Source organism: Nitratireductor aquibiodomus NL21 = JCM 21793 (assembly GCF_000615975.1).
In the GTDB taxonomy this organism is placed as follows: domain Bacteria; phylum Pseudomonadota; class Alphaproteobacteria; order Rhizobiales; family Rhizobiaceae; genus Nitratireductor; species Nitratireductor aquibiodomus.
This window is the reverse complement of record NZ_BAMP01000076.1, coordinates 1-21,066: the sequence shown is the minus strand read 5'-3', so window position 1 is coordinate 21,066 and position 21,066 is coordinate 1. Positions and strand designations below refer to the sequence as shown.

Annotated in this window: 20 protein-coding genes, 1 tRNA gene and 3 pseudogenes; 15 read left to right on the top strand and 9 right to left on the bottom strand. The window is 59.7% G+C overall.

What is annotated here, in order from left to right; all coding sequences use genetic code 11:
* Positions 1 to 173 precede the first annotated feature (173 nt).
* The 8 genes and pseudogenes from JCM21793_RS31650 to JCM21793_RS17560 all read right to left on the bottom strand — a co-directional run bounded on the left by JCM21793_RS31650 (position 174) and on the right by JCM21793_RS17560 (position 7,968).
* Positions 174 to 524 carry a CobW C-terminal domain-containing protein gene (locus JCM21793_RS31650; RefSeq protein ID WP_441909233.1) on the bottom strand — a complete coding sequence of 117 codons (351 nt, stop codon included), beginning with the start codon at positions 522 to 524 and terminating at the stop codon, positions 174 to 176.
* A 105-nt stretch (positions 525 to 629) separates the two neighbouring features.
* Positions 630 to 1,091: pseudogene (locus JCM21793_RS31645) on the bottom strand (CobW family GTP-binding protein); the annotation flags it as partial.
* A pseudogene (locus JCM21793_RS26780) lies at positions 997 to 2,513 on the bottom strand (amidohydrolase family protein). The pseudogenes JCM21793_RS26780 and JCM21793_RS31645, both read right to left, overlap by 95 nt.
* A gap of 38 nt (positions 2,514 to 2,551) precedes the next feature.
* On the bottom strand, positions 2,552 to 4,018 hold the full coding sequence (locus tag JCM21793_RS17580) for a M81 family metallopeptidase (protein ID WP_025031194.1): 1,467 nt from the start codon (positions 4,016 to 4,018) through the stop codon (positions 2,552 to 2,554).
* Complete coding sequence (locus JCM21793_RS17575) at positions 4,015 to 4,566, bottom strand: TRAP transporter small permease (protein ID WP_051556230.1); 552 nt, start codon at positions 4,564 to 4,566, stop codon at positions 4,015 to 4,017. The genes JCM21793_RS17580 and JCM21793_RS17575 overlap by 4 nt, the downstream gene beginning before the upstream one ends.
* Positions 4,542 to 5,516, bottom strand: coding sequence for a TRAP transporter substrate-binding protein (locus tag JCM21793_RS17570; protein ID WP_051556229.1), 975 nt, complete (start codon positions 5,514 to 5,516; stop codon positions 4,542 to 4,544). The genes JCM21793_RS17575 and JCM21793_RS17570 overlap by 25 nt, the downstream gene beginning before the upstream one ends.
* Positions 5,517 to 5,546: 30 nt before the next feature.
* Complete coding sequence (locus JCM21793_RS26775; protein ID WP_100213257.1) at positions 5,547 to 6,746, bottom strand: TRAP transporter large permease; 1,200 nt, start codon at positions 6,744 to 6,746, stop codon at positions 5,547 to 5,549.
* A 79-nt stretch (positions 6,747 to 6,825) separates the two neighbouring features.
* Positions 6,826 to 7,968, bottom strand: a complete 1,143-nt coding sequence (locus JCM21793_RS17560) for an NAD(P)/FAD-dependent oxidoreductase (RefSeq protein ID WP_025031191.1) — start codon at positions 7,966 to 7,968, stop codon at positions 6,826 to 6,828.
* A gap of 149 nt (positions 7,969 to 8,117) precedes the next feature.
* On the opposite strand from JCM21793_RS17560, the gene JCM21793_RS17555 reads away from it, so the two are divergent.
* From JCM21793_RS17555 to JCM21793_RS17495, 14 genes are all read left to right on the top strand, one after another.
* On the top strand, positions 8,118 to 8,738 hold the full coding sequence (locus JCM21793_RS17555; protein ID WP_025031190.1) for a helix-turn-helix domain-containing protein: 621 nt from the start codon (positions 8,118 to 8,120) through the stop codon (positions 8,736 to 8,738).
* 89 nt (positions 8,739 to 8,827) lie between these two features.
* The gene (locus JCM21793_RS17550; RefSeq protein WP_007010856.1) at positions 8,828 to 9,730 is read left to right on the top strand and encodes a LysR family transcriptional regulator; all 903 of its coding nucleotides are present in this window, start codon (positions 8,828 to 8,830) and stop codon (positions 9,728 to 9,730) included.
* Between the two features lie 131 nt (positions 9,731 to 9,861).
* A complete protein-coding gene (locus tag JCM21793_RS26770) occupies positions 9,862 to 11,043 on the top strand; it encodes an amino acid ABC transporter substrate-binding protein (RefSeq protein WP_244439831.1) in 1,182 nt (393 codons plus the stop codon).
* Positions 11,044 to 11,120: 77 nt separating this feature from the next.
* Positions 11,121 to 11,711, top strand: coding sequence for a branched-chain amino acid ABC transporter permease (locus JCM21793_RS26765; RefSeq protein WP_244439829.1), 591 nt, complete (start codon positions 11,121 to 11,123; stop codon positions 11,709 to 11,711).
* A gap of 85 nt (positions 11,712 to 11,796) precedes the next feature.
* Positions 11,797 to 11,985 (top strand): ABC transporter permease, encoded by a 189-nt coding sequence (locus JCM21793_RS30525; protein ID WP_244439827.1) that lies wholly within the window; start codon positions 11,797 to 11,799, stop codon positions 11,983 to 11,985.
* Positions 11,982 to 12,929, top strand: coding sequence for a branched-chain amino acid ABC transporter permease (locus JCM21793_RS17535; RefSeq protein WP_025031189.1), 948 nt, complete (start codon positions 11,982 to 11,984; stop codon positions 12,927 to 12,929). Before JCM21793_RS30525 ends, JCM21793_RS17535 begins: the two co-directional genes overlap by 4 nt.
* A complete protein-coding gene (locus JCM21793_RS17530) occupies positions 12,926 to 13,681 on the top strand; it encodes an ABC transporter ATP-binding protein (protein ID WP_025031188.1) in 756 nt (251 codons plus the stop codon). The genes JCM21793_RS17535 and JCM21793_RS17530 overlap by 4 nt, the downstream gene beginning before the upstream one ends.
* The gene (locus JCM21793_RS17525; RefSeq protein WP_007010861.1) at positions 13,674 to 14,393 is read left to right on the top strand and encodes an ABC transporter ATP-binding protein; all 720 of its coding nucleotides are present in this window, start codon (positions 13,674 to 13,676) and stop codon (positions 14,391 to 14,393) included. The genes JCM21793_RS17530 and JCM21793_RS17525 overlap by 8 nt, the downstream gene beginning before the upstream one ends.
* Before the next feature lie 28 nt (positions 14,394 to 14,421).
* A complete protein-coding gene (locus JCM21793_RS31030) occupies positions 14,422 to 14,994 on the top strand; it encodes an aldehyde dehydrogenase family protein (RefSeq protein ID WP_280113535.1) in 573 nt (190 codons plus the stop codon).
* On the top strand, positions 14,952 to 15,899 hold the full coding sequence (locus JCM21793_RS26760; RefSeq protein ID WP_280113534.1) for an aldehyde dehydrogenase family protein: 948 nt from the start codon (positions 14,952 to 14,954) through the stop codon (positions 15,897 to 15,899). Before JCM21793_RS31030 ends, JCM21793_RS26760 begins: the two co-directional genes overlap by 43 nt.
* Entirely contained in the window at positions 15,892 to 16,707 is an 816-nt protein-coding gene (locus JCM21793_RS17515; RefSeq protein WP_025031187.1) for an aspartate dehydrogenase domain-containing protein, read from the top strand. The genes JCM21793_RS26760 and JCM21793_RS17515 overlap by 8 nt, the downstream gene beginning before the upstream one ends.
* Before the next feature lie 32 nt (positions 16,708 to 16,739).
* Complete coding sequence (gene cnbZ / locus JCM21793_RS17510; protein ID WP_025031186.1) at positions 16,740 to 17,501, top strand: 2-amino-5-chloromuconate deaminase CnbZ; 762 nt, start codon at positions 16,740 to 16,742, stop codon at positions 17,499 to 17,501.
* Positions 17,498 to 18,343 carry a fumarylacetoacetate hydrolase family protein gene (locus JCM21793_RS17505; protein ID WP_007010865.1) on the top strand — a complete coding sequence of 282 codons (846 nt, stop codon included), beginning with the start codon at positions 17,498 to 17,500 and terminating at the stop codon, positions 18,341 to 18,343. The genes cnbZ and JCM21793_RS17505 overlap by 4 nt, the downstream gene beginning before the upstream one ends.
* A gap of 1,168 nt (positions 18,344 to 19,511) precedes the next feature.
* Positions 19,512 to 20,111, top strand: coding sequence for a GNAT family N-acetyltransferase (locus JCM21793_RS17495; protein ID WP_155983473.1), 600 nt, complete (start codon positions 19,512 to 19,514; stop codon positions 20,109 to 20,111).
* Positions 20,112 to 20,449: 338 nt separating this feature from the next.
* On the opposite strand, the gene JCM21793_RS17490 is transcribed toward JCM21793_RS17495, so the two are convergent.
* Positions 20,450 to 20,523: transfer RNA gene (locus JCM21793_RS17490), tRNA-Gln, on the bottom strand.
* Positions 20,524 to 20,731: 208 nt separating this feature from the next.
* Between JCM21793_RS17490 and JCM21793_RS29835 the strand changes: the two are divergent.
* Positions 20,732 to 21,066 (top strand): annotated as a pseudogene (locus JCM21793_RS29835) (hypothetical protein); the annotation flags it as partial.

Genomic DNA, 21,066 nt, shown 5'->3' with positions numbered 1-21,066 from the left:
TATTATAATTTTATGTATTATGAAATCTATTTACAAGCCTCTTTGTCTGTCCGATCTGGGGAAATTCCAGGAGAGACGGAGTCGCATTCTCGCGCAGTCAGGCATGATGTTAGGGTGCAATACTTTCCTGTGACAGGTGTTTTATTCGTCAGAGGTGTGCATCCTCAGCCTGTTCAGTTTGCGCAATACTGCGTCGCGTCGAATGCGTTGCGCTCGCCAATGAGTATCAGCCGGCAGCCTTTCTCCTGATCCCACGGTGCAGATGATAAGGTGGCGCGTTTTCCGACGAGCTGGAAAACATGTCTACCCTGTCGACCTGTAAAGCTTAGAAGGCCTTTGCCGCGCAGCGCAGTGTCGGAGATCCGCAAAATCGCTTCTTGAAAGGAAGGCAGATCCACGAGACCTTCGTACTCCCACTCCACATGGACGAAACGGTCGTCATTCTGGAGGTCTGCTTCGACCGGGGCGCGGGGACTGTTGTCCTCAATGAAAAGGGCGCTCAACGGAACAGGCGCATCATCCATGTTGAGGATGCAGTTTTTCCCGCGGGAGGCCAGACCAGCGCGAAGCGCTTTCAGGTCACCTTGCGGGCATTCCGTAGTCTTGGACAGGAACAGGATATCAGATCCCTGCAGCTGTGCCTGCCAGAGCGGGTCATCTGCGCGCCGGGCCGCATCGGGCGCGTCAACAATGCCGATCACGGTTTCCAGACGGGCTTCCTTCCAGATGACCGGATCCATGAGCGACTGGACGATGCCGGCCGGGTCTGCGACGCCACTCGCTTCAATCACGATCAACTCGGGTTTCGGCGTGCGGGACAGAACCACCTTGAGCGTACGCATGAGATCGCCCTGCAATGAACAGCAGATGCAGCCGTTCTTCAGTCCAATGACACCCTCGCTCGTCTGGGCCAGCAGTTCGGCGTCGATGTTGATCGAGCCGAAGTCGTTGACGATGGCCGCAATGCGCAGTCCGTGCTCTGCCTGCAGCAGTCGATTAATGAAGGTCGTCTTGCCTGCGCCCAGGAACCCGGTAACAAGGAGAACTGGAACACTCACGCATCTCATGCCGGATCGGTTGCCCGGGCGCAGCCCCGGTTTCTAGTTCGCCGTCCAGAATAACGAACTGCCCGTTGACCAGAAGCTGCCGAACACCTTCCGACGGTCTGTTCATCGCATTGAATTCTGCCCTGTCTGTCAGGGTCTCAAGATCGAAGACTACAATATCCGCGTCGCAGCCTTCCTGAAGGCGCACCTTTTTTGCGATCTGTGGGGCGCAGCTTTCGATTACCTTGCCGGGCAGGATAGTGCATTTGGCCAATGCATCCATCAAGGACATGGTCCGGCGTTCGCGGACATGTTCCCGCAGGAACCGGGTAAAGGTTCCGGACGATCTGGGATGAGCGGAGAGTTGATCGGGCAACGGCCATTCGAGGCCTTCGTAAATGCTGCCATCTTCATTTATCCAGGGCATCGCATCTGAAGCGATCGAACCACCGGGTAGGTAACCGACAGATCAAGGAGGCGCCGGTGCTCGTCATTGGCATCCACATCCAGAAAGTGCCACATTACCAGATCCGTCGGGGACGCTTCTCTGGCCCGGCGCATATCTTCTCGCTCGGTGAAGCGGTGGTGATTGCGGATCAGTTCGATGTTCGAGTAGTTGCTTCCGGTACGCCTGACGAAATCGGGTTCCATGAAGAACCCGGCGCTGACCACGGTCGCACCCGTGCCATAAGGATACGCCTCTGTCGTGATCGGCAGATTTTGCTCCTGCGCCTTGCTGACCAACTCGACCACGCGCTCGATATCCATCAACGAGGTCGAGTTGAGGTGACAGATATGCATATGCGCCCCGGTAGCGCCGGCCAGTCCTATCAGGCGGACATAGCTGTCGACGGAGCTTTTCGGGTCGATATTGCTTAGATATGCGATGTGCGTGAAGGTCGGCGTCCCGTACTGAAAGGCGAGATCGCAGATATCCGCCATCTCCTTCACGCCGGCACCGGGGGCGTAGCCGTTGGGCAGTCCGATGCCGATAGCTCCTTCATCAAGCCCCTGCCGCACCAGGGAAACGATCTCATCCGTCTGCTGGGAATCGGCAGCTTCCGTGGACCAGCACATATCTTCCGAACCGGCACCCATCTGGTCGATCGGATGCACATCTGCGTCGAGCTCGATTGCGCCGAAGGCGACCTTGCGTGCGAATATCCAGGCCGCAGCAGTGCCGTAATTCAGTGCGCGGGGCAGCGTCGCCTGCCTTTCATACCATCCAGCTACCGGCAACGCGCCGACTTCGAGCTCCAGTGTCGTGGTCACCCCATCAAAAGCCTGCATCCGGTCTGCGGCTACGGATTGCCCATGAGCATGCAGGTCGAGGAAACCGGGCGCCACGATCAGTCCGGTGGCGTCGATTTCGCGGGCGGCGCTCCCTTCGAAATGCCCAACTCTGGCGATCTTGTGGGCCGAAATCGCCACGTCGCAAACCCTGTCCAATCCGGTTTCAGGGTCCATTACGCGACCGTTGCGCAGTATGATGTCATAGGTTTCGGTCACGGTGCAGGGTCCTCTCCGGCAAAGGGGGTTTCCGTCCTGGGCCAGAAGTTCCCGTCTCGCCGTGTGTAGGGCACGATGGTGTAGTCCGGGGTGATCGCACCGGGCGTTGCCAGATGTATGACCTCCGCTGCAATGGGCGCAAACCCGTCATAGAAATGCTGTGACGACTTCACCACCACATATTTCATTTTGGAGAGGTCGATCCCCAAATTCTGGAAAGCTTCCGGATGGAAGGTCTGCGTGCGCAGCGTGTTGATCACGACATGAACACTGTCAGCTTCCAGCCAGACGCAATCGCCCATGTTCATCTCTGCTGTGCCCAGATGCTGTACGGCGTCGGTGGCGATCCCGCGCACGGTCACTGTCAGGTCTACCGGGTCTCCCGACATCGGCCCGATCTTCCCGCCCAGGCGTACGGCCATTTTGGCACCGATCCCCGCATCCATGCACATGCCAACCAGCACCGGGTCCCAGAATGTTGCAAACGCGATATCCCTGAGACCGCGTTCCAGTGCCGCCCGCAGGACAAATGTCGAATCTGAGGGCGCGCCGCCACCTGCATTATCTGCGAAATCGGCAAGGACAACCGGATTGGCGTCAAGTTTCACCGCCAGATCAAGACCATCTTCCATATTGGGGAAGCGTCGAAGGTCGTTGCGCATCGCCCAAAGCTCCTGGCCCAGTTCTCTGGCGCGACGTTCGGCCAGGCTGGCGTTCCCATCTGCGATAACCAGCGTGCGGGTGCCGCAGCGCGGGCTGTCTCCCCATGGGAAACCATGCACCAGTGACACGGACAGAATGCCGTCCTTGCCCTCCATGGCGGACATGCGGTCGACGTAGCTCCGGATAGGGTCGAAAGGCGTGTGATACATCGCCATCATGCGGCAGTCGTAGTCCCGCATGACCGGGTTCACCCTGCCTGCAGCGGCTTCGGCACAGAGGGCGAAAAGGTCTTCCGCGCGTTCGACCACATCGACGTGCGGGTACTCCTTGTAGCAGACAATCGCGGTCGCATTGTCCAGCATCTGGGTTGTCAGGTGGCAGTGTGGGTCAAGCTCAAGTCCAATGATGGCGTCGGGTCCCACGATTTCCCGTACACGGGCCATCATGTCGCCTTCGCAATCGTCGTAGCCTTGCGCGATCATTGCTCCGTGCATGGACATGAGGACGACGTCGACCGGCATGGCCGCGCGCAAGTCGCTGAGGATGTCGTCACGCATCGTCTCGTATACGGCGCGCACAGTAGGGCCGGCGGGTTGTGCATACGTGCATAGCCCCTCGATAACTTCCCAGTTTTGCGCCTCTGCCATCGCGCGCCAGCGGGTCACGGCCGCTGCGTAAAGTCCTGCCTCACCGCGTGACGCGGACTTGGTGTAGAGGTGTTCCTTGAAACCACTCCAGCCAGTCGGGATAGGCGAGAAAGAATTGGTTTCAGTCGCTAACGACGCCATGAACAGTTTCATTTTCTATTCCTGAGATTGGCCAGCGCGGTCGCAACATCCGCCAGAACATGGAAAAGGATCACTGCAAAGGCCAGCGGGATCGCAATGCCGAACACCACCATGGGCAAATCCATCGTCTCGGTCTGTCGACCGGCAAGGCGTGCGATATAGCTTCGCGCCGGATCGGCACCCAGCCCCAGAAAACTGAACCACAAAATAGGCAGAATGAAACAGAGCACGCCGAACGAGCGTATGAGAGAAAACACCAGTCCCCGGAGTCCCGAGGTTTCCAGCGCATCTGGAAACAGATTGGGATCGCGGCGAAAGCGGTAGGCACAGGACGCACCCAGAAGCCCGCCCCAGACCATCGAAAATCGTGCAAGCTCTTCGGTCCATATGGGAGGCTGGTTCAAGATGTAGCGGGCGATCACCTGCCAACCGGCTGCTGCTAGCATGATTGCCACAGAAAGTGTTGCGCCAAGGAGAGCAAGTCGGTTCAGACGCCAGGAAAACCAGTTCAGCCGGTCCGCGATCGCCGACACTGTCAGCGCCCCACCGCTTTGTTCCATGCCTCCAGCGCGCCTTCTGGCATCTCCGTTGAAACGTAGATGGGCTGGCTGGCTTCACGGAACTTTGCGCGTTCCTCATCCGGAAGTTCGATCACTTCGATCCCGGCTTCTTCCAGCTGCTTCAGAACGGCCGTGTCGTCAGACACCAGTTTGCGATTGGCTTCGTGTGCCTTCACGACCGCCTGTTGGACGATGTCGCGCTCTTCGTCCGTCAGGCTCTGGTACCAGTCTTCCGACGCAATCGCGACGCGGACAGACTGGCTCAGTCGTGCATTGGTGAAATAGTTGATGAAGGCCGTATGCCCGTAGGTCACTGGCACGAAGGCAGGGTTGATATAGCCTCCGGCGACACCGGTCTGCAGCGCATTTGGCACCTCCGACCAGGAGACAATCGTTCCTTTCGAGCCCCATTGCTCAAAGGTGTTGATCTGCACCTCATCGAGCGCCCGCATGCGAACGCCTTTGATATCGTCAAAGGTGCGGATCGGAACTTCCGTGGTGAAGATGCCGGTCGGAGTGCCGGTCATAACAACGTCCAGTATGCGAACACCCTTGGGGGTCGTGCCTTCGTTCATCCTGGCCAGCATCCCGCCTTCGTCGAGCGCCTTGTCCAATTGTGCGAGATCTTCAAAGAAGTAGGGCATCATCGCGCCGAAGATCGTTCCATCCAGTGTGCCGGCGGATTTTGCGTCCGACATCGATACTTCGAGCAAGCCCTGACTGACCTGATCGAGACGTTCCGCTTCTTCCCCCAGGGAGTTCCGCTCGAACTCCACGGCTTCTATGCCATTTGCATTGAGATATTCGCCAAAGGTGTGAGCCCACATATATGTCCCGGAGTTTTTCAGATCCGGCGGGCTGTCAAGGGCGATCTTCACTTCTGCCATGGCGGGAAATGTCAGAGCGAGGCTGACGACCGATGCCTTGAGGACGTGGGTCAGTTTCAACATGGTATTCCTCCCTGTAGATTGGTTCCTGCATCACTCCCAAAGTCCCAGCGTTCGAGGCAGCCAAAGGCTGATCTCCGGGGCGGATACAAGCACTCCTAAAACAATGATCTCTGCGATGATGAAGGGAATGACTGCGCGGGCCAGCTTCCAGTAATTGACACCCGTGACCGTTGACACGATCAGGAGGCAGCCCCCCAGTGGAGGGGTTACCAGGCCGATGCACAGGTTGAAGCAGATCATGATGCCCAGATGGACCGGGTCAGCGCCGTTGGCCAGGGCGACAGGTGCCAGGAGAGGCACGAGAAGCGCCAGCGCCACCGGCACGTCCATGATCATGCCTGCCACTATGAAGAGCAGGTTCATCGCGATCAGAAAGCCGATCGGTCCGAGCCCCATGTCCTCCACCAGTCCTGCAATGGTCTGAGGGATGCGTTCCAGCGCGGCCAGATGGCCGAAAGCGGCGACGGCGCAAAGGATCATGAAGATCGATCCCGTCAGAACAGCACACCGTGAAAAGCTCTCCCAGATGTCCTGGCGCGTGAGCGGCGCATAGAAGAAGGCGGCGATAGCAGCCGCAAACACGGCGACTGCTGCTGCTTCCGTGGGCGTCATCCAGCCCAAGATGATCCCGCCGACGATGATTAGCGGCAGGCATAACGCCGGTATCGCAGCAACAATCGCCGGCAACAAAGGTCGCGTATCAGACTTCTCGACGCGCGGATGATCTTCACGCCATGCGTACCACCCGTTCACGGCGAACAGTGCAGCGGCAAGGAGAAGACCCGGAACGATCCCGGCCACAAAAAGTGCAGCCACCGAAGTCTGCATCAGGGCGCCGTAGAAGATCAGAATGATCGACGGTGGCACGATTGGGCCGATGATGGATGATGCTGCCGTGACAGCTCCCGCATACTCCGCCGTATAGCCGCGTTCGCGCATTTCCGGAACGAGCGTGTTGGAGAGTGCCGCCGCGTCGGCGACAGCCGAACCCGAGATGCCCGCAAAGAACACGGAGGTCATGATGTTCACATGCCCCAACCCTCCGCGCAGGCGCCCGATCAACGCCATTGAGAGGTCGATCAGCGACTTTGTAACGCCGCCGCGGTTCATCAGCTCGCCCGCGAGAATGAAGAGCGGCATCGCCAGAAGCGAGAAAACGCTGATCTGCGAAAAGACCTTCTGTGGCAAGACTGCCAGATAGCGGGTGTTGTCGGTCAGGATGAAGGTCATCACAGCCGCGCCGCCGATGACGTAGCCAGTGCCAACCCTGAGGCCAACATGGCAGCGGCAATCACGGGGATGAGCCAGATCATGCCGCACACGCCATGCGATCGGGCGCTATGCGGCGAAGGTCAAGCCCCTGATCGAGAATATGGGCCGGGAGGGGCGTGCCCTGCACCAGGGCGGTCGCCAACTCCGCTGCCGCAGGAGCGGACTGTATGCCATACCCTCCCTGTCCTGCCATCCAGAAGAAGCCGGGCGTCACCTGCGAGTAACCGATCACCGGTTCCTTGTCCGCTACGAAGCTGCGCAACCCCGCCCATTTGTTGTCGATCCGACGGATGTCGAGATCGAAGGCCGTCATGATCCGGTCTGCGCAGATTGCGATGTCAATCTCTTCAGGCTGTGCATCGCAGGGAACCGACGGTGTCTCGTCGGCGGGCGAGATCAGCAGGCGGCCAGCATCTGGTTTGAGGTAGAACTGTTCCTCGACATCGATTGTAATTGGAGCATCGCGGCGCGTGAAACCTTCCGGTTCGGCCACGACCATTGCAGTGCGTTGCTTCGGAACGAGCCCGATGCGTTCCGCGCCGGCGAGTTGGCCAATCTCCTCCGCCCAGGCACCGGCGGCATTGATCACCAAAGGCGCGGTGAGCGTGCCGATCTTTGTATGAACTTCCCAGTCATTGCCGATGCGCTCAAGCGCCTGCACCGGCGCGTTGTTAAGAAGCTGGCCGCCGCGGGCTTTGAAAACGCGCAGAAATCCCTGATGGAGCGCGGCAACGTCAATATCCTGGCCATCTTTATCCAGCATTCCGGCTGCTGCGTAGCCCGATCGCACGAGGGGTTGACGCGCTCTTAGCGCTTCAGGAACCAATCGTTCCACGCTTGTCTCGCAGGATGCCATCTCGATCAGACCGTCAAGCGCCTCCAGCTGATCCTCTCTTGCGAGCATCAGGATCTCGCGTGGGGTCAGAAGCGGGTTTTCTGCGAACCCGTCTGGAGGGGTGCCGAGAAAGTTTCGGGAGGCCCGGGTCAGGGCACGGACGCTTTGAGGGCCGTAGCTGGGAGCAAATACGGCAGCGGATCGCCCGGTCGTGTGATATCCCGGCTGTGCCTCCATCTCGACCAGTACCGTCTGCATGGTCTGGGAAAGCCCGGCCGCCACGGAAGCGCCTGCAATGCCTGCACCGATGACGATTGCGTCTGCTGAAACGGAGCGATCCGGCATGTAGTGTTTGCCCTTTAACAGCTATTCCATTGCCCCAACGCTATCGAAGAATTTTCGGAAAGCAACAAAAGTTTTCATATACGAAAATAATTTCCAATCGATTGGAGGCTTGATACAACCATTTGAGATTGAAAGAGGAACACCTGCTCATGACCACCACCCAGGCACTGGGGGCACGGCTCAGATACTTGCGCAAATCCCGTCAATTGACGCTCAACGACCTTGCCTCACGCTCGGGCGTTGCGGTTTCCACAATCTCTAAAATTGAGAACGGCGCGCTTTCCCCGACGCTGGACAAAGTGCTGCGCCTGGCGGAGGGGCTTGACCTGACAATCGGGCAGTTGATTGGGGATGACAAAAGCGAAAAGGCGTCGCCCAATAGCCGCTTCGTACCGTCGAGGGATGGCGATGGCGTTGTGATCGATACCAAGAACTATGTGTACAGATATCTTTGTGGAGAATTGACCAACAAGAGAATGGTCCCCATTCACGCGCGTATCAAGGCATCATCCATCAAGGAGTTTGGCCCGCTGGAGAAGCATGGCGGCGAGGAGTTTCTGGTCGTTATCGACGGGGAGGTCGTTGTGCATTCGGAGTTCTATGCGCCTGTGAGGCTGGGGCCTGGCGAGAGCATCTATCTGGACAGCACAATGGGGCATGCCTACGTCAATGCAGGGGATCGGGACGCCGAGGTTTTTTGCATTTGTACGGAACCGCTACGGGTTTCAAAAGACTCCGAGTCTGAGAATGACGGACTCAAGACCGACTGACATCAACAACTGACGTTCTCCTGGTGCAAGCCCTGGAAGTCGATCTATCTTCAGGGCAGCGGTTCGAGGCGCGGGAGTGAAATAGGCGAATGGATACGGCTTTTTATTATTTCGAGACGGTGGCCGAACTGGGTTCGATCCGCAAGGCGGCCGAGAAGCTACATATTTCCGCCTCCTCTATCAGCCGCCAGATCCAGAAGCTCGAACACCTTTATGGAACCACGCTACTGGTGCGCCAGGCGCAGGGCGTTCGCCTCACGCCGGCGGGGGAACTGGCTGCCCGTTATGTGCAGAGTCGGGCGAAGGAACTGCAGCGTTTGCGCAGCTCAATCGATTCTCTCAAGAATCTCGATAGCGGCCACGTAGTCATCTACACGGTGGAAGGTATGATCGGTGGGCTCCTGCCGCGCGCCCTGGCCACATTCGGAGAACAGCATCCCGGCATTACCTATGAAGTCTGCACCGCCAGCACCGACGAGGTGATGCGAGCGGTCGCGGAAGATCGCTGCGATATCGGCATCTCCTTCCAGCCCTATCCGCGGCCTGAAGTGGAGATGCTGTCGAGCTTCCGGCAGCCTCTGATGGTGGTCGTTTCCTCCGCGCACCCCCTGGCTGGGCGCAAGGAAATCCAGATGGGCGACATCGGCGATTTGCCGGTGGGTGTGCCTGATCGCTCTTTCGGTATTCGCCATCTGGTCGATCATGCGGTGAAGGCCGACCTTCTGACACTCAACATCCGACTCGAGACAAACTCCATCGATATGATGCGCAAGTTTGCCCTGCAGAATATGGGGCTTATCTTTCTGCCGGCCTTCTCCTTCGAGCGTGAGCTAGCCTCGGGCGAACTCGTTGGAATCCCGATTGTGTCGCGGGCGCTTTCGCTTTCCACCACGCAGATCTGCAAGCGTGCCGAGGTCGAGCTTACGCCTTCGGCCGGCAAACTCGCTGCGGTCATTATCGAGACGGCAGAAGCCTTTTCGCGCGTTGCATGAAATGCAACGCTTCGTGCTCACATTGATGCTTCCTTGACGCACCTAATTTCCCCTAGGGTGTGAGCCACTACGTAATGTCCGATCAAAATAAGAGACATGAGGGGTATTTCTATGGGATTTTCTTTCAAGCCGTGGCTGCTCTCGGTGATGGGTGCCGCAATGATGGCGGTTCAGCCCGCTGCAGCACAGGAAACACTTCGCATCGGTGCGCCGCTGCCTTTGACCGGGCCGCTTTCGCCCGAAGGCTGAAGCAGCAGCGTGGCTATGACCTGTGGGCCGAGACGGTCAATGGCAAGGGCGGTATCGAGGTGGATGGCACGACCTACAATGTCGAGATCGTCTATGTGGATTACGAATCCAACACGCCACGCGCCGTGCAGACCGCCGAACGCCTGATCACCAATGACAAGGTCAACTTCCTGTTTGCGCCCTTCGGTTCCGGTGCCGCCAAGGCGGCAAGTTCCGTTGCCGAGCGCTATCAGATCCCCATGATCGCGGCGACGGCATCGTCCTCCAGCGTTTACGATCAGGGTTACAAGTACCTGTTCGGGACTTTCACACCGAACCAGACACTCACAGCGCCACTCACCAACATCGTCGCCGATTCCGGCCAGGGCGTGAAGACTGTGGCGATCTACGCCCGGAACGATCTCTTCCCGCTCGCCATTGCCAATGAGATGAAAGCCTCGGCAGAAGGCAGGGACCTTGAGGTTGTCTCTTTCGCGGAATACGCAATCGGCACGATGGATCACGCCTCTGCGCTGACGCTCATGCTCCAGTCGCAGCCCGACTGGGTGTTCATTACTGGTTATATCAACGATCTCATCCTGATGCGCCGCCAGATGGCTGACCTCGGCATCAAGCCGAAGGTTCTGACCATGATCGCCGGTCCAGCGTATAAGGAGTTCATCGACGCCACTGGCCCGCTTTCGCAGAATGTGACCAGCGCTGCCTGGTGGCATCCGGCCGTGTCCTACAAAGGCGAGGATCTGTTCGGTTCGACTGCCAACTATGTGAAGGCGTTCGAAGACAAATACGGCGCAACGCCGGATTATGCCGAGGCCTCCGCCAGCGCCGCCGGTGCGATCCTTCAGCTTGCCATCGACGATGCCGGTTCCATCGATCCGACGGCCGTGCGTGATGCGCTTGCCGCGATGGACACGGTGACCTTCTACGGCAATGTACGCTTCGACGAGACCGGCCAGATCGATTCTCTCGAGCCTCCCGTCTTCCAGATCCAGGACGGCTCGACCAAGACGATCTATCCCGAAGCCGTCAAGCAGGGCGAGATGCGCTACAGCGACATCCAGTAGTCTACCTTCGGCATTTCCCTAGATCGCATGAACCGCCGGCCATGGTGCCGGCGGGCATCGAACCCATACGGTATTCAATGCTTTACGCACAGATTCTTCTCAACGGCCTTGTGCTGGGCGGGCTCTATGCCTGCATCGCGGTAGGCTTCTCGCTGGTCTGGGGCGTGCTCAACGTCATCAATATCCTGCACGGATCCTTCGTTGTGCTCGGCTCCTACATTGCCTATTTCGCCTATGTGCACCTGGGCATCCATCCCTTCATGTCCGTGGTCCTTTCTGGCGGCGCGCTCTTTGTGCTCGGCTATGTGGTGCAGGCAGGTCTCATCAACCGTGTCGTGGGCGCACCCGTTCTGACGACGCTTGTTCTGACCTTCGGTCTCGACCTGCTTTTGAACAACAGCATGATCATCGCCTTCTCAGCGGACTATCGCACGGTGCAACTCGCGCATCCGCTGGGCAGCACCGTGGTCGGCGGCCTCGTTCTGCCGCTCGACAGGCTGGTGGCGATGCTCCTTGCCTGCGTACTCACGGTTATTCTCTATTTCGTTCTCGTCCGCTCCAGCATCGGCCGCGCGATCGTTGCGGTGCGTATGGATCGGGAGGCGGCGGCCCTCATGGGCGTCAACGTCAAGCGCATCTATGCCATTACATTCGGCCTCGGAGCTTGATGGCGGGCGCTGCCGGCAGCCTCCTCAGTCTGATCTTTCCGATCTCGCCGCTCAATGGTTCCGAGTTCCTGGGCATTGCTTCATCGTGTGCATTCTGGGCGGTCTCGGCAGCATTTCCGGCGCCATCGTTGGCGGTCTTGCCCTCGGCGCCATCCAGAGCTTCGGCGCACTTCTGATCGGGCCTCAGCACGGGCTGACCATCGCCTTCGTGCTTCTCATCATCCTTCTCATCTTCAAGCCGACCGGCGTTATGGGCCGCAGGGGGTACGAATGACGGTGCGTCCCATCTACGTCCTCGCTGCGCTTCTCTTGGTGTCGCTCCTGCCGCTTGTCGGCGACAACTATGTCCTGCGTCTTGGCACTATGTTCGCCATGTACGCCGTTCTCGCCCAATCCTGGAACATCATCGGCGGTTACGCCGGCTATCCCTCCTTCGCGACAGCGGCCTTCTTCGGGCTGGGCGCCTATGCGGGAGCCATTCTCCAGGGGAACGGTCTGCCCATGCCGCTCGCCTGGCTTGCCGCCGGCATCGTGGCAGGCCTTTTCGCAGCCCTCATGGGGGCGGCCATCCTGCATCTCAAGGGCCATTACTTCGCGATTGCGAGCCTGGTTCTTGCTGAAGTCCTCCTTGAGGTTACTACCTCCTGGACCAGCCTGACAGGCGGTGGCATGGGGCTCAACCTGCCAGTCATCCGCATGTCGGTGGATGCGCAGGCGCAGCTCTTTTTCTGGGCCATGCTCGGGCTTGCCGTGCTCGCGTTCCTGATGAGCTGGTACGTTTCGGCAAGCCGCATCGGCTTTGCTCTTCGCTGCATTCGGCAGAATGAGGATGCGTCCTCAATGGTTGGCGTCAATACGACCTTCTACAAGGTTGTCGCCTTCGTCCTGTCGGCGCTTTTCGTTGGCTCCGCTGGCGCTCTCTATGCGTCCTGGGTGTTCTATATCGAGCCGCCGGACGTCTATTCCGTCCTGACCTCCGTCAAGCCGATCGTCATGGTCATGCTGGGCGGTGCGGGCACAGTCGCCGGACCGGTGATCGGCGCGGCAGCCTTCCTTGTGATGGAAGAAGTCGTGTGGCGCAATTTCCTGTCGATCCATTCCGCCGTGCTCGGCCTGCTGATCGTCGCACTCATCTTCTTCCTGCCCAACGGTGTCCTTGGCTTCATCAGGAAGCGCAAGCGGACCGGCGCAGACCATGGCAAGGAGACGGCCGCATGAGCATTCTCACACTCAAGGGCGTTTCCCAGCAGTTTGGCGGATTGCGGGCGGTGGATGATGTCGATCTGTCTGTCGAGCCTGGCGAGATCGTGGGCCTAATTGGCCCCAACGGTGCCGGCAAGACGACGCTGGTGAATCTGGTGACCGGCGTCTACAAGCCGACCTCCGGAAGCATCGAGTTCGACGGGCGGCGCATCGACGGGCTCAAGCCCTATCAGATCAGCCGGCTGGGCGTTGCACGCACCTATCAGGTGGTGCAGCCCTTCCCGGAAATGACTGTGCTTGAAAACGTCATGGCGCCCGCCACGTTCGCTGCCGGTGCAAAGAGTGTGGCCGAAGCGCGCGACGAGGCGATGAGCGCAATCGAGTTTCTGGGACTTGCGCCCCAGAAGGATGTGCTCGCGGCCGAGCTCACACTGGCTGGTCGCAAGCGGCTGGAGCTCGCCAAGAGCCTCGCCATGAAACCGAAGGTGCTGCTGCTCGACGAGGTCAATGCCGGGCTCAACCCGGCAGAGATCGATGTCGCGCTGGAGATGATCCGCGCCATCGCTGCGCGGGGCGTCACCATCATTCTCATCGAACATCTCATGAAGGTCGTCATGAACCTGTGCTCGCGGATCGTGGTGCTGCACCACGGCGCCAAGATCGCCGAGGGCCTGCCCCTGGAGATCACACGCGATGAGCGTGTCATCAAGGCCTATCTCGGCAACCGCTATGCCGAGGCAAACCCGGGAGAAAAGGCCAATGGCTGAACCGTTTTTTCAGGTTAAGGGCCTTGAGAGCGGCTATGGCGAGATCCGCGTCCTGTGGGGTGTTGATATCGAGGTCAATCGCGGCGAGATCGTCTGTCTCATAGGCTCCAATGGTGCCGGCAAGACCACGCTTCTACGCACGCTTTCTGGCCTGGTGAAGCCTACTGCCGGCAGCGTCCGCATGGAGGGCGAGGCGCTGGCGGGGCTCGAATGCAAGGACATCCTTTCGGCGGGCGTCGCCCATGTGCCCGAGGGACGGCGTCTGTTTCGCACCATGTCGGTGCGCGACAACCTGCTCATGGGCGCGTATCTGCGTCGTCGCGACAAAAGCGTGGACGAAGACCTGGAACGGGTCATGACCATGTTCCCGCGCCTGGCTGAGAGGGCCAACCAGGATGCGGCCACGCTTTCCGGCGGCGAGCAGCAGATGTGCGCCATCGGTCGCTCGATCATGAGCCGTCCGAAACTCCTGATGATCGACGAACTGTCGCTCGGCCTGGCACCGCGCGCCGTCGAATTGCTGGGCGAATCCCTCGTCGAGATCAACAAAGCCGGGGTCTCGATTCTGCTGGTCGAGCAGGATGTCATGACAGCGCTCGACCTTGCCCATCGCGGTTATGTGCTCGACCGCGGCCGCATCGTGATGGCTGCACCTTCCGAAGAACTGCGTGAGGCGCCTGCTGTGCGCGAAGCCTATATCGGCGCCTCCTGATGCTGACACATCTTGAAAGATGAAGACGATGAACCTTTCCGTGAATTCTCCGATCCGTGAAGACGATATCCTCTCCCCCTATGATGGAAGCGTCGTCGGCCGCATGCCGGTGGCCGGCGAGGCCGAAGTAGATGCCGCCGTGGAAAAGGCACTCAAGGGCTTTGAAGTCATGCGGCGTCTGCCGCGCTTCATCCGTGCTGATATCCTGGACCGTGCCGCCGATATCATCGATGGCCGCCGGGAGGAATTTGTCCGGCTCATCGCTGCCGAGGCGGGCAAGCCCCTCTACGATGCGCGCGGCGAAGTCTCGCGCTCCCTGTTCAACCTGCGCAATGCGGCCCGTGAGGCCCGGGCATTTTCCGGTAAGGAGGTGCCGCTCGACGTCGATAGCGCCGTCTTCGAATACCAGACGAGCAATGCTGACGGCGGGGCGTTGAAGCTCGATCGCGCCGACCTCGACACGCTTGCAAATCTCGGCCGCCGGGTTGGCATTGCACGGCATTTCCCCATCGGCCCGATCCTGCGATCACGCCGTTCAATTTTCCGCTCAACCTGGTCTTGCACAAGGTCGCGCCGGCGCTTGCCGTGGGCAATTCCGTGATCCTCAAGCCCGCACCGCAGACTCCGCTGACAAGCAAGCTTCTTGCAGAGGTGCTACTGGAGGCCGGTCTGCCGGAGGATGCGTTGTTGGTCGTGCACTGCGATGTGCCCCTGGCCGAAAAGCTGGTTCGCGACGACCGCATCCCCATGGTCACCTTCACCGGCAGCGCTGGTGTAGGCTGGCACATCAAATCCATCGCCGGCAAGAAGAAGGTGTCGCTTGAACTGGGCGGCAATGGCGCCGTGGTCGTGTCAGATGACGCTGATATCTCTTTCGCGGCGGCACGCTGCGTGCGTGGCGGTGTTGTCTATGGCGGCCAGTATTGCATTGGTGTGCAGCGCATCCTCGTACATGAAAAGGTTTATGACCGGTTCGAGGAAGAACTTGTCTCACGCGTCCGGGCATGCGCAGTCGGCAATCCCTTGGAAGAGGGCATCGATGTGGGGCCGGTGATCGACGAACGTTCGGCGATCCGCATCGAAAGCTGGATCGACGAAGCCGTCGCGCAGGGCGCGCGCGTCCTGACCGGGGGCAAGCGCGACCGCGCCTTGATCGAGCCGACGGTGCTCACCGACACCACGATGGATATGAAGGTCGAGGCCGAAGAGATTTTCGGCCCGGTCGTGACGCTCAACAAGGTGGCAAGCGCCGAGGAGGGCGTGCAGCGCGCGGCCAGTTCGCGTTACGGGCTTCAGGGCGGCTATTTCACCAACGACATGCGCGCCGCTTTCCGCGCGCTGGAGACCTGGGATGTCGGCGGCCTGATGATCAACGACGTGCCGATCTATCGCATCGACAACATGCCCTTCGGGGGCTGGAAGGATTCCGGCCTTGGGCGCGAGGGAACGCGCTATGCCATGGAAAGCATGAGCGACATCAAGTTCCTCGTGTTCAACTATGGCTGACATCCGCAGGGTTGCGGTGGCGGGGCTCGGCTCAGTCGGGCTCCGTGTGGCCCGCGCGCTTGACGAGGGAATGGATGGATTGCGCCTTGTCGCGGTTGCCGCAAGCAGCCCCGAAAGTGCCGCCCGTCGCATTCGCGATTTCCGCTCCGTACCTGACATCGTCTCTCTCGACAGGGTGGCGGACGAAGCGGATATCGTCGTGGAGTGCCTACCGCCTGCCGTTTTCACGGAGCTTGCCAAAGGCGTGTTTGGCCGAGAGGGCCGGACATTGGTCGTTGCCAGCGTGGGGTGTCTTCTGACGGTTCCGGGCATTCTGGAAAAGGCACGGGCTTCGGCGACCCGGCTCATAGCGCCCTCCGGCGCGGTCGCGGGTATGGATGGATTGCGCGCGGCGCGTGAGATCGGGCTTGAATCGGTGCGCCTGACGACCCGCAAGCCGCCGGCTTCCTTTGGTGAGACCGTCATGGTGGAGGGGGTAGCGATGCCCACGGCATCGATCGACCGCGCAGTGCAGCTCTTTTCAGGAAATGCCCGCCAATCCGTTGCGGCGTTTCCGAAGAATGTGAATGTGGCGGCGACAATCGCGCTCGCCGGTGCGGGACCCGAGGCGACGGCGGTCGAACTCTGGGCCGATCCATCCGTTGCGGTGAACACGCACGAGCTGTGCGTGCGCTCACGGGCAGGCGAGATGAAGGTTGTCTGCGCCAACCTTCCGGACGAAGCCAATCCCCGAAGCAGCGCCATCACCGCATTCAGCATCATTGCCGCGCTGCGACGCCTCGATGCGGCGCTGACGGTCGGCTCGTGATTTCTCCAACAATTTCAACAGAGGACGTGAGAATGCAGACCAAGACAATGCAAGCCGGTGGCTATGAATACATTCCCGGCGTCATGCAATATTCGGCGGGCGTTTCCGCACTTCCCGGATATCGCCTCGTGCGCGTTCGCTTCGACGAGGTGGTGCCGCTGAAGCAGGGTTTCGAGCGTATTGCTGCCCATCTGAAAGCGGTTGGGCGTCCGCTGACGGCATTCTGCGCTTGCGAACTGCGCTCTCCCGGCCAGTTCACCGAGGAAGGTTTCGAGGAGTTCAACCGCGTCTACACCGGCACGCTTCGCGATTGGGGCATCATGACCGGAAGCGACAATCCAGTTGGCCGTTCCAATGTTTGCCCCGAGATCGGAGCCCCTGCCGAGCCGGGCTTCCACGCTTTCATCTACACGGTTGAAGACGAGAAAGCGCCGAAAACCTTCGCAATCGCCGGTTCCGGCGAGGCCCCGGAAGGCAAGGGCAACTACCGCGATCACATTGTGCGCCTTGGCGATACCTCGCCGGACGCGCTTCGCGAGAAAGCCGCCTACGTGCTTGGCGAGATGGAGCGCCGCATGGCTCATTTCGGCGGTTCATGGAATGACACGACCGGGGTGCAGATTTATTCGGTTCACGATATTCAGCCTTTGATTGCGACAGAGATCGGTCCGCGCGGTGCCCACCGCAACGGCATGACCTGGCATTTCAACCGCCCGCCGGTGGTCGACCTTGAGTATGAAATGGATTGCCGTCGAATCTTCGACGAGACGGTCCTGCCCGGAGGAAATGCATGAAACTTCTCAGATACGGCGAACCCGGAGCTGAAAAGCCCGGGTTGCTGGATGCGGGGGGGCGTATCCGCGACCTGTCTGGTGTGATCGGTGACATCGATGGCAAGGCAATTGCCCCCGCTTCCCTGCGGAAGCTGGCTGCACTCGACCCGTCTTCCCTCCCGCTTGTGGACGGGGAGCCTCGCCTCGGCCCCTGCGTGGCCGGAGTGGGCAAGTTCGTTTGTATCGGTCTCAACTATGCTGACCACGCGGCGGAATCCAAGCTCGACCTGCCCAAGGAGCCTGTGGTCTTTCTCAAGGCCAACAGCGCGATCTGCGGGCCGAACGACACGGTTCTCATTCCCCGTGATTCTGAAAAGACCGACTGGGAAGTGGAGCTTGGCGTAATCATCGGCAGGGGCGGAAAATACATCGCCGAGGAAGATGCTCTGTCGCATGTGGCCGGCTATTGTGTGATCAACGACGTTTCCGAACGCGCTTTCCAGATCGAGCGCGGCGGCACATGGGACAAGGGCAAGGGTGCCGACACGTTCGGCCCTGTCGGTCCCTGGCTGGTCACGGCCGACGAAGTTGCCGACCCGCAGGCGTTGAAGCTATGGCTGGACGTGGACGGCAAGCGGTATCAGAACGGGACCACCGCCAACATGGTTTTCGGGGTGGCGCATCTCATCAGCTATGTCAGCCGCTTCATGAGCCTTGCCCCTGGCGACATCATCTCGACGGGTACGCCGGCCGGCGTCGGCATGGGGCAGAAGCCGCCCGTCTACCTGCGCGCGGGCCAGGTGATGGAGCTCGGCATTGAAGGGTTAGGCACGCAGCGTCAGAAACTAGCCGACGACCGTTAACGCGTTTTTGCGGTAGGGTGAAATCACCTGAGATCAACCGCTTTGCACGACTAGCGCCTGGGCCGCATTCAAACTCCGCGGACCAGGCCTATTGCGCGCAAAATCCCTCCGCAATCGTTGCCCCGTTTTCCGCGGCAAACTCCCTCTGTCCGTTGGACAGGGGTTCGCTCAGTTCGCAAATTTCAGAGGCACTTGCAGAAGTGACCCGCCTAAACGTTGCCTATGGGCTATTCGGTGGAAGGTTCATTTAAGTTAACTCTTTGACTCACTAGAGCCTTTTGCAGTCAGATAGAAACATCTGACGCCCGCATAAATGCGGAAGAACAAGGAGATAGAGCGAGGCAGCGTTTCCATGAAACGATGGGCCACTCTAGGAAAATATGCTCGAACAGGGCAGTGCGGCATTGCGCTTGGGCTAACAGTATCATGGCGTGGGTTTCGTATCGGGGCCATGAGCCAGCCAGCCTACCCGCAGGGAGAACGACAATTCTCGCGGTGGACCAATTGCGCGGTGCCAGCCCACAGGTTACAGGAACGCCTCCTGCGAACCAGTCGCAGTAGCCTATAGTGATGAGCGGGGTACCAAGATGGCGGCCAACACCATGCCGAGTGCCGGCGGGCGCATGCCGGCTGCCTACGGAGCAGATGATCTGTTCCACTTGTTACCATCGATGGTGCAGGCGCAAGGCGCTGCATCCATAGGATTGCTTATCAATGCAAAAAATCGAGCACGAGACCTATTCGGTCGCTCAGACTATTCTAACTGAACTCTCGTCGATCCATGTCGCTATCGCATCCGTCCTTGACGGTGCGATCGATGGCGAGGTCTGGGTAGACAATCCAGCCAGCCTCAGGTAGCGCTCGTTGCCAACGGGGACGCCTACTATCTGGCGGGCAACCCGGATACCGAGGCCGAAACTCTTGCTAGCCTGCAGGAAATAATCCCCGATTGGGCCTATTTCTTTGCCGAAATCCGGTGGGTTCCACACCTTTCCAAGGCGTGGGCGCAATGCGTTTGCAATCCCGCACCCCCGTGTTCGCATGGGGTATATTGTGGGCACGGCCTTGCCGGTAGTGAGCCAGCCAGGTCCAGGATTTGAAATCCTGCCGATTGATCGTGCGCTGTTCGACCGCAATCCGGGCAACCTTGAAGTGCTGGAGGACTGCGTTGAAGGGTGGACTTCTTCGGAGGCGTTCTTCAACCTCGCTGTCGGGTACTGCGCTCTGCACAATGCAGATCGTCAGCCATAGCGTGACGGACAGCGTCAGCGGTGAACGGTGCGAAGTCGGTGTCGGCACGGAACCCGATTTCCGGCGCCTGGGGCTTGGGCGCTTGGTCGCTTCGACAACCATCGCCGAATGTATCCGGCGCGGCCTTCCCGGTGTCGAATGGCACAGCCATGCGTCCAACAGGGGCTCCATCGCCATCGGTAGATCTATCGGCCTTTCAGAACTGGATCGACATTTCGCCTATAGTTGCCGGTTGCCTGCCGAGAACATCGGTGATCTTGACCCCGATCATTGCCGCGAGCTGGCCTCGCATTTCGAGCGAGCCAGTGAGCAGATCAACTGGAGCCGCTTCCATGCAGCCGGGGCGCGGGCACTTGCCGGAGACCGTGAAGGCGCCCTGGGAAATGTACGACTCCTGATCGAAGGCGATTGGGAGGGCGAAGCAGAATGGCTCGAAGAGTTCTGGGCACTGCAAACCCTTGCAGATGATCCCGAGTTCAAGGCGCTGCTCGCGCGCAAGCGTGAACTGGAACTCTAACCATCCAGAACTCTCTGGCCGCATCGTCCGATGCGGCCAGATTGGCGCCGTCTTCATCATTCGCGCAATTGGGATTTCGTCAGCACGAACGTGGCGGCATGCTTGGTTCGTAGGGACCGGAAGCGTTGTCGCGGTTTTGAGCGATGCTTCGGGACAGCGCATTGTCTTGCCGCGCCCTGCCTTACAGGACCAATGCCCAGTGTCGTCGCCAAGCTGGCCATTCCCGCCTCGAACTAAACGGGTAACACTGTCTCCGTCAGCCCAGCGGTCGCGCAAGTCGCTGAAATATCAAGCAAAATTGCGAAAGAAAATGGTGTCTGTAAAAGCCTGGAAATTTTTGGCTGGGGAACCTGGATTCGAACCAGGACTAACGGAGTCAGAGTCCGTGGGTCTACCGTTAACCTATTCCCCAGCAGGCGGCGCTGGCCGCTTTCGCCACGCTATTTAGCGATATGAGTTTTATAGTCAAGGGCAGATGCGGATTCAATTCTGACAAAGACAAAATTTCCGGCCAACACCGCTCTTGGTGAAACCCGCTATGGCTGATACTCTGCCGCCAACTAAACGATATGAGCTGCCTGCTGCGCCCAATGGGCTTGCGCGGCGGCGAAGGAATAGCGGTGGAAAACCACGACCACGGCGAGGTATCGCCGGTAAAGGAGGTCGTCCGGGATGCCGCGTCGGATGGGGGCTCTTCCCCCGGCTTCGACGATCGGTCGGCCGGACAGCCTGCCCATATGGGCAAGACGGCTGCCTCGCCCAGGCGAAAGAAGTCGCGCCGGAACGGGCCCACGCGCCCCGGTGCGGCAAAGGGCCCGGTGCAGGACGCATCCTCTGGAGAATCGCCTGACGAAGGCGCTTCGCAGGCGCGTGCGCAGGGCGAAGTGGCCCATGCGGATGGTTCTTCGCGCCCGGATGGGGAGCCCCCGAAGCGAAAGCGCAGAAAGCGGCGCAG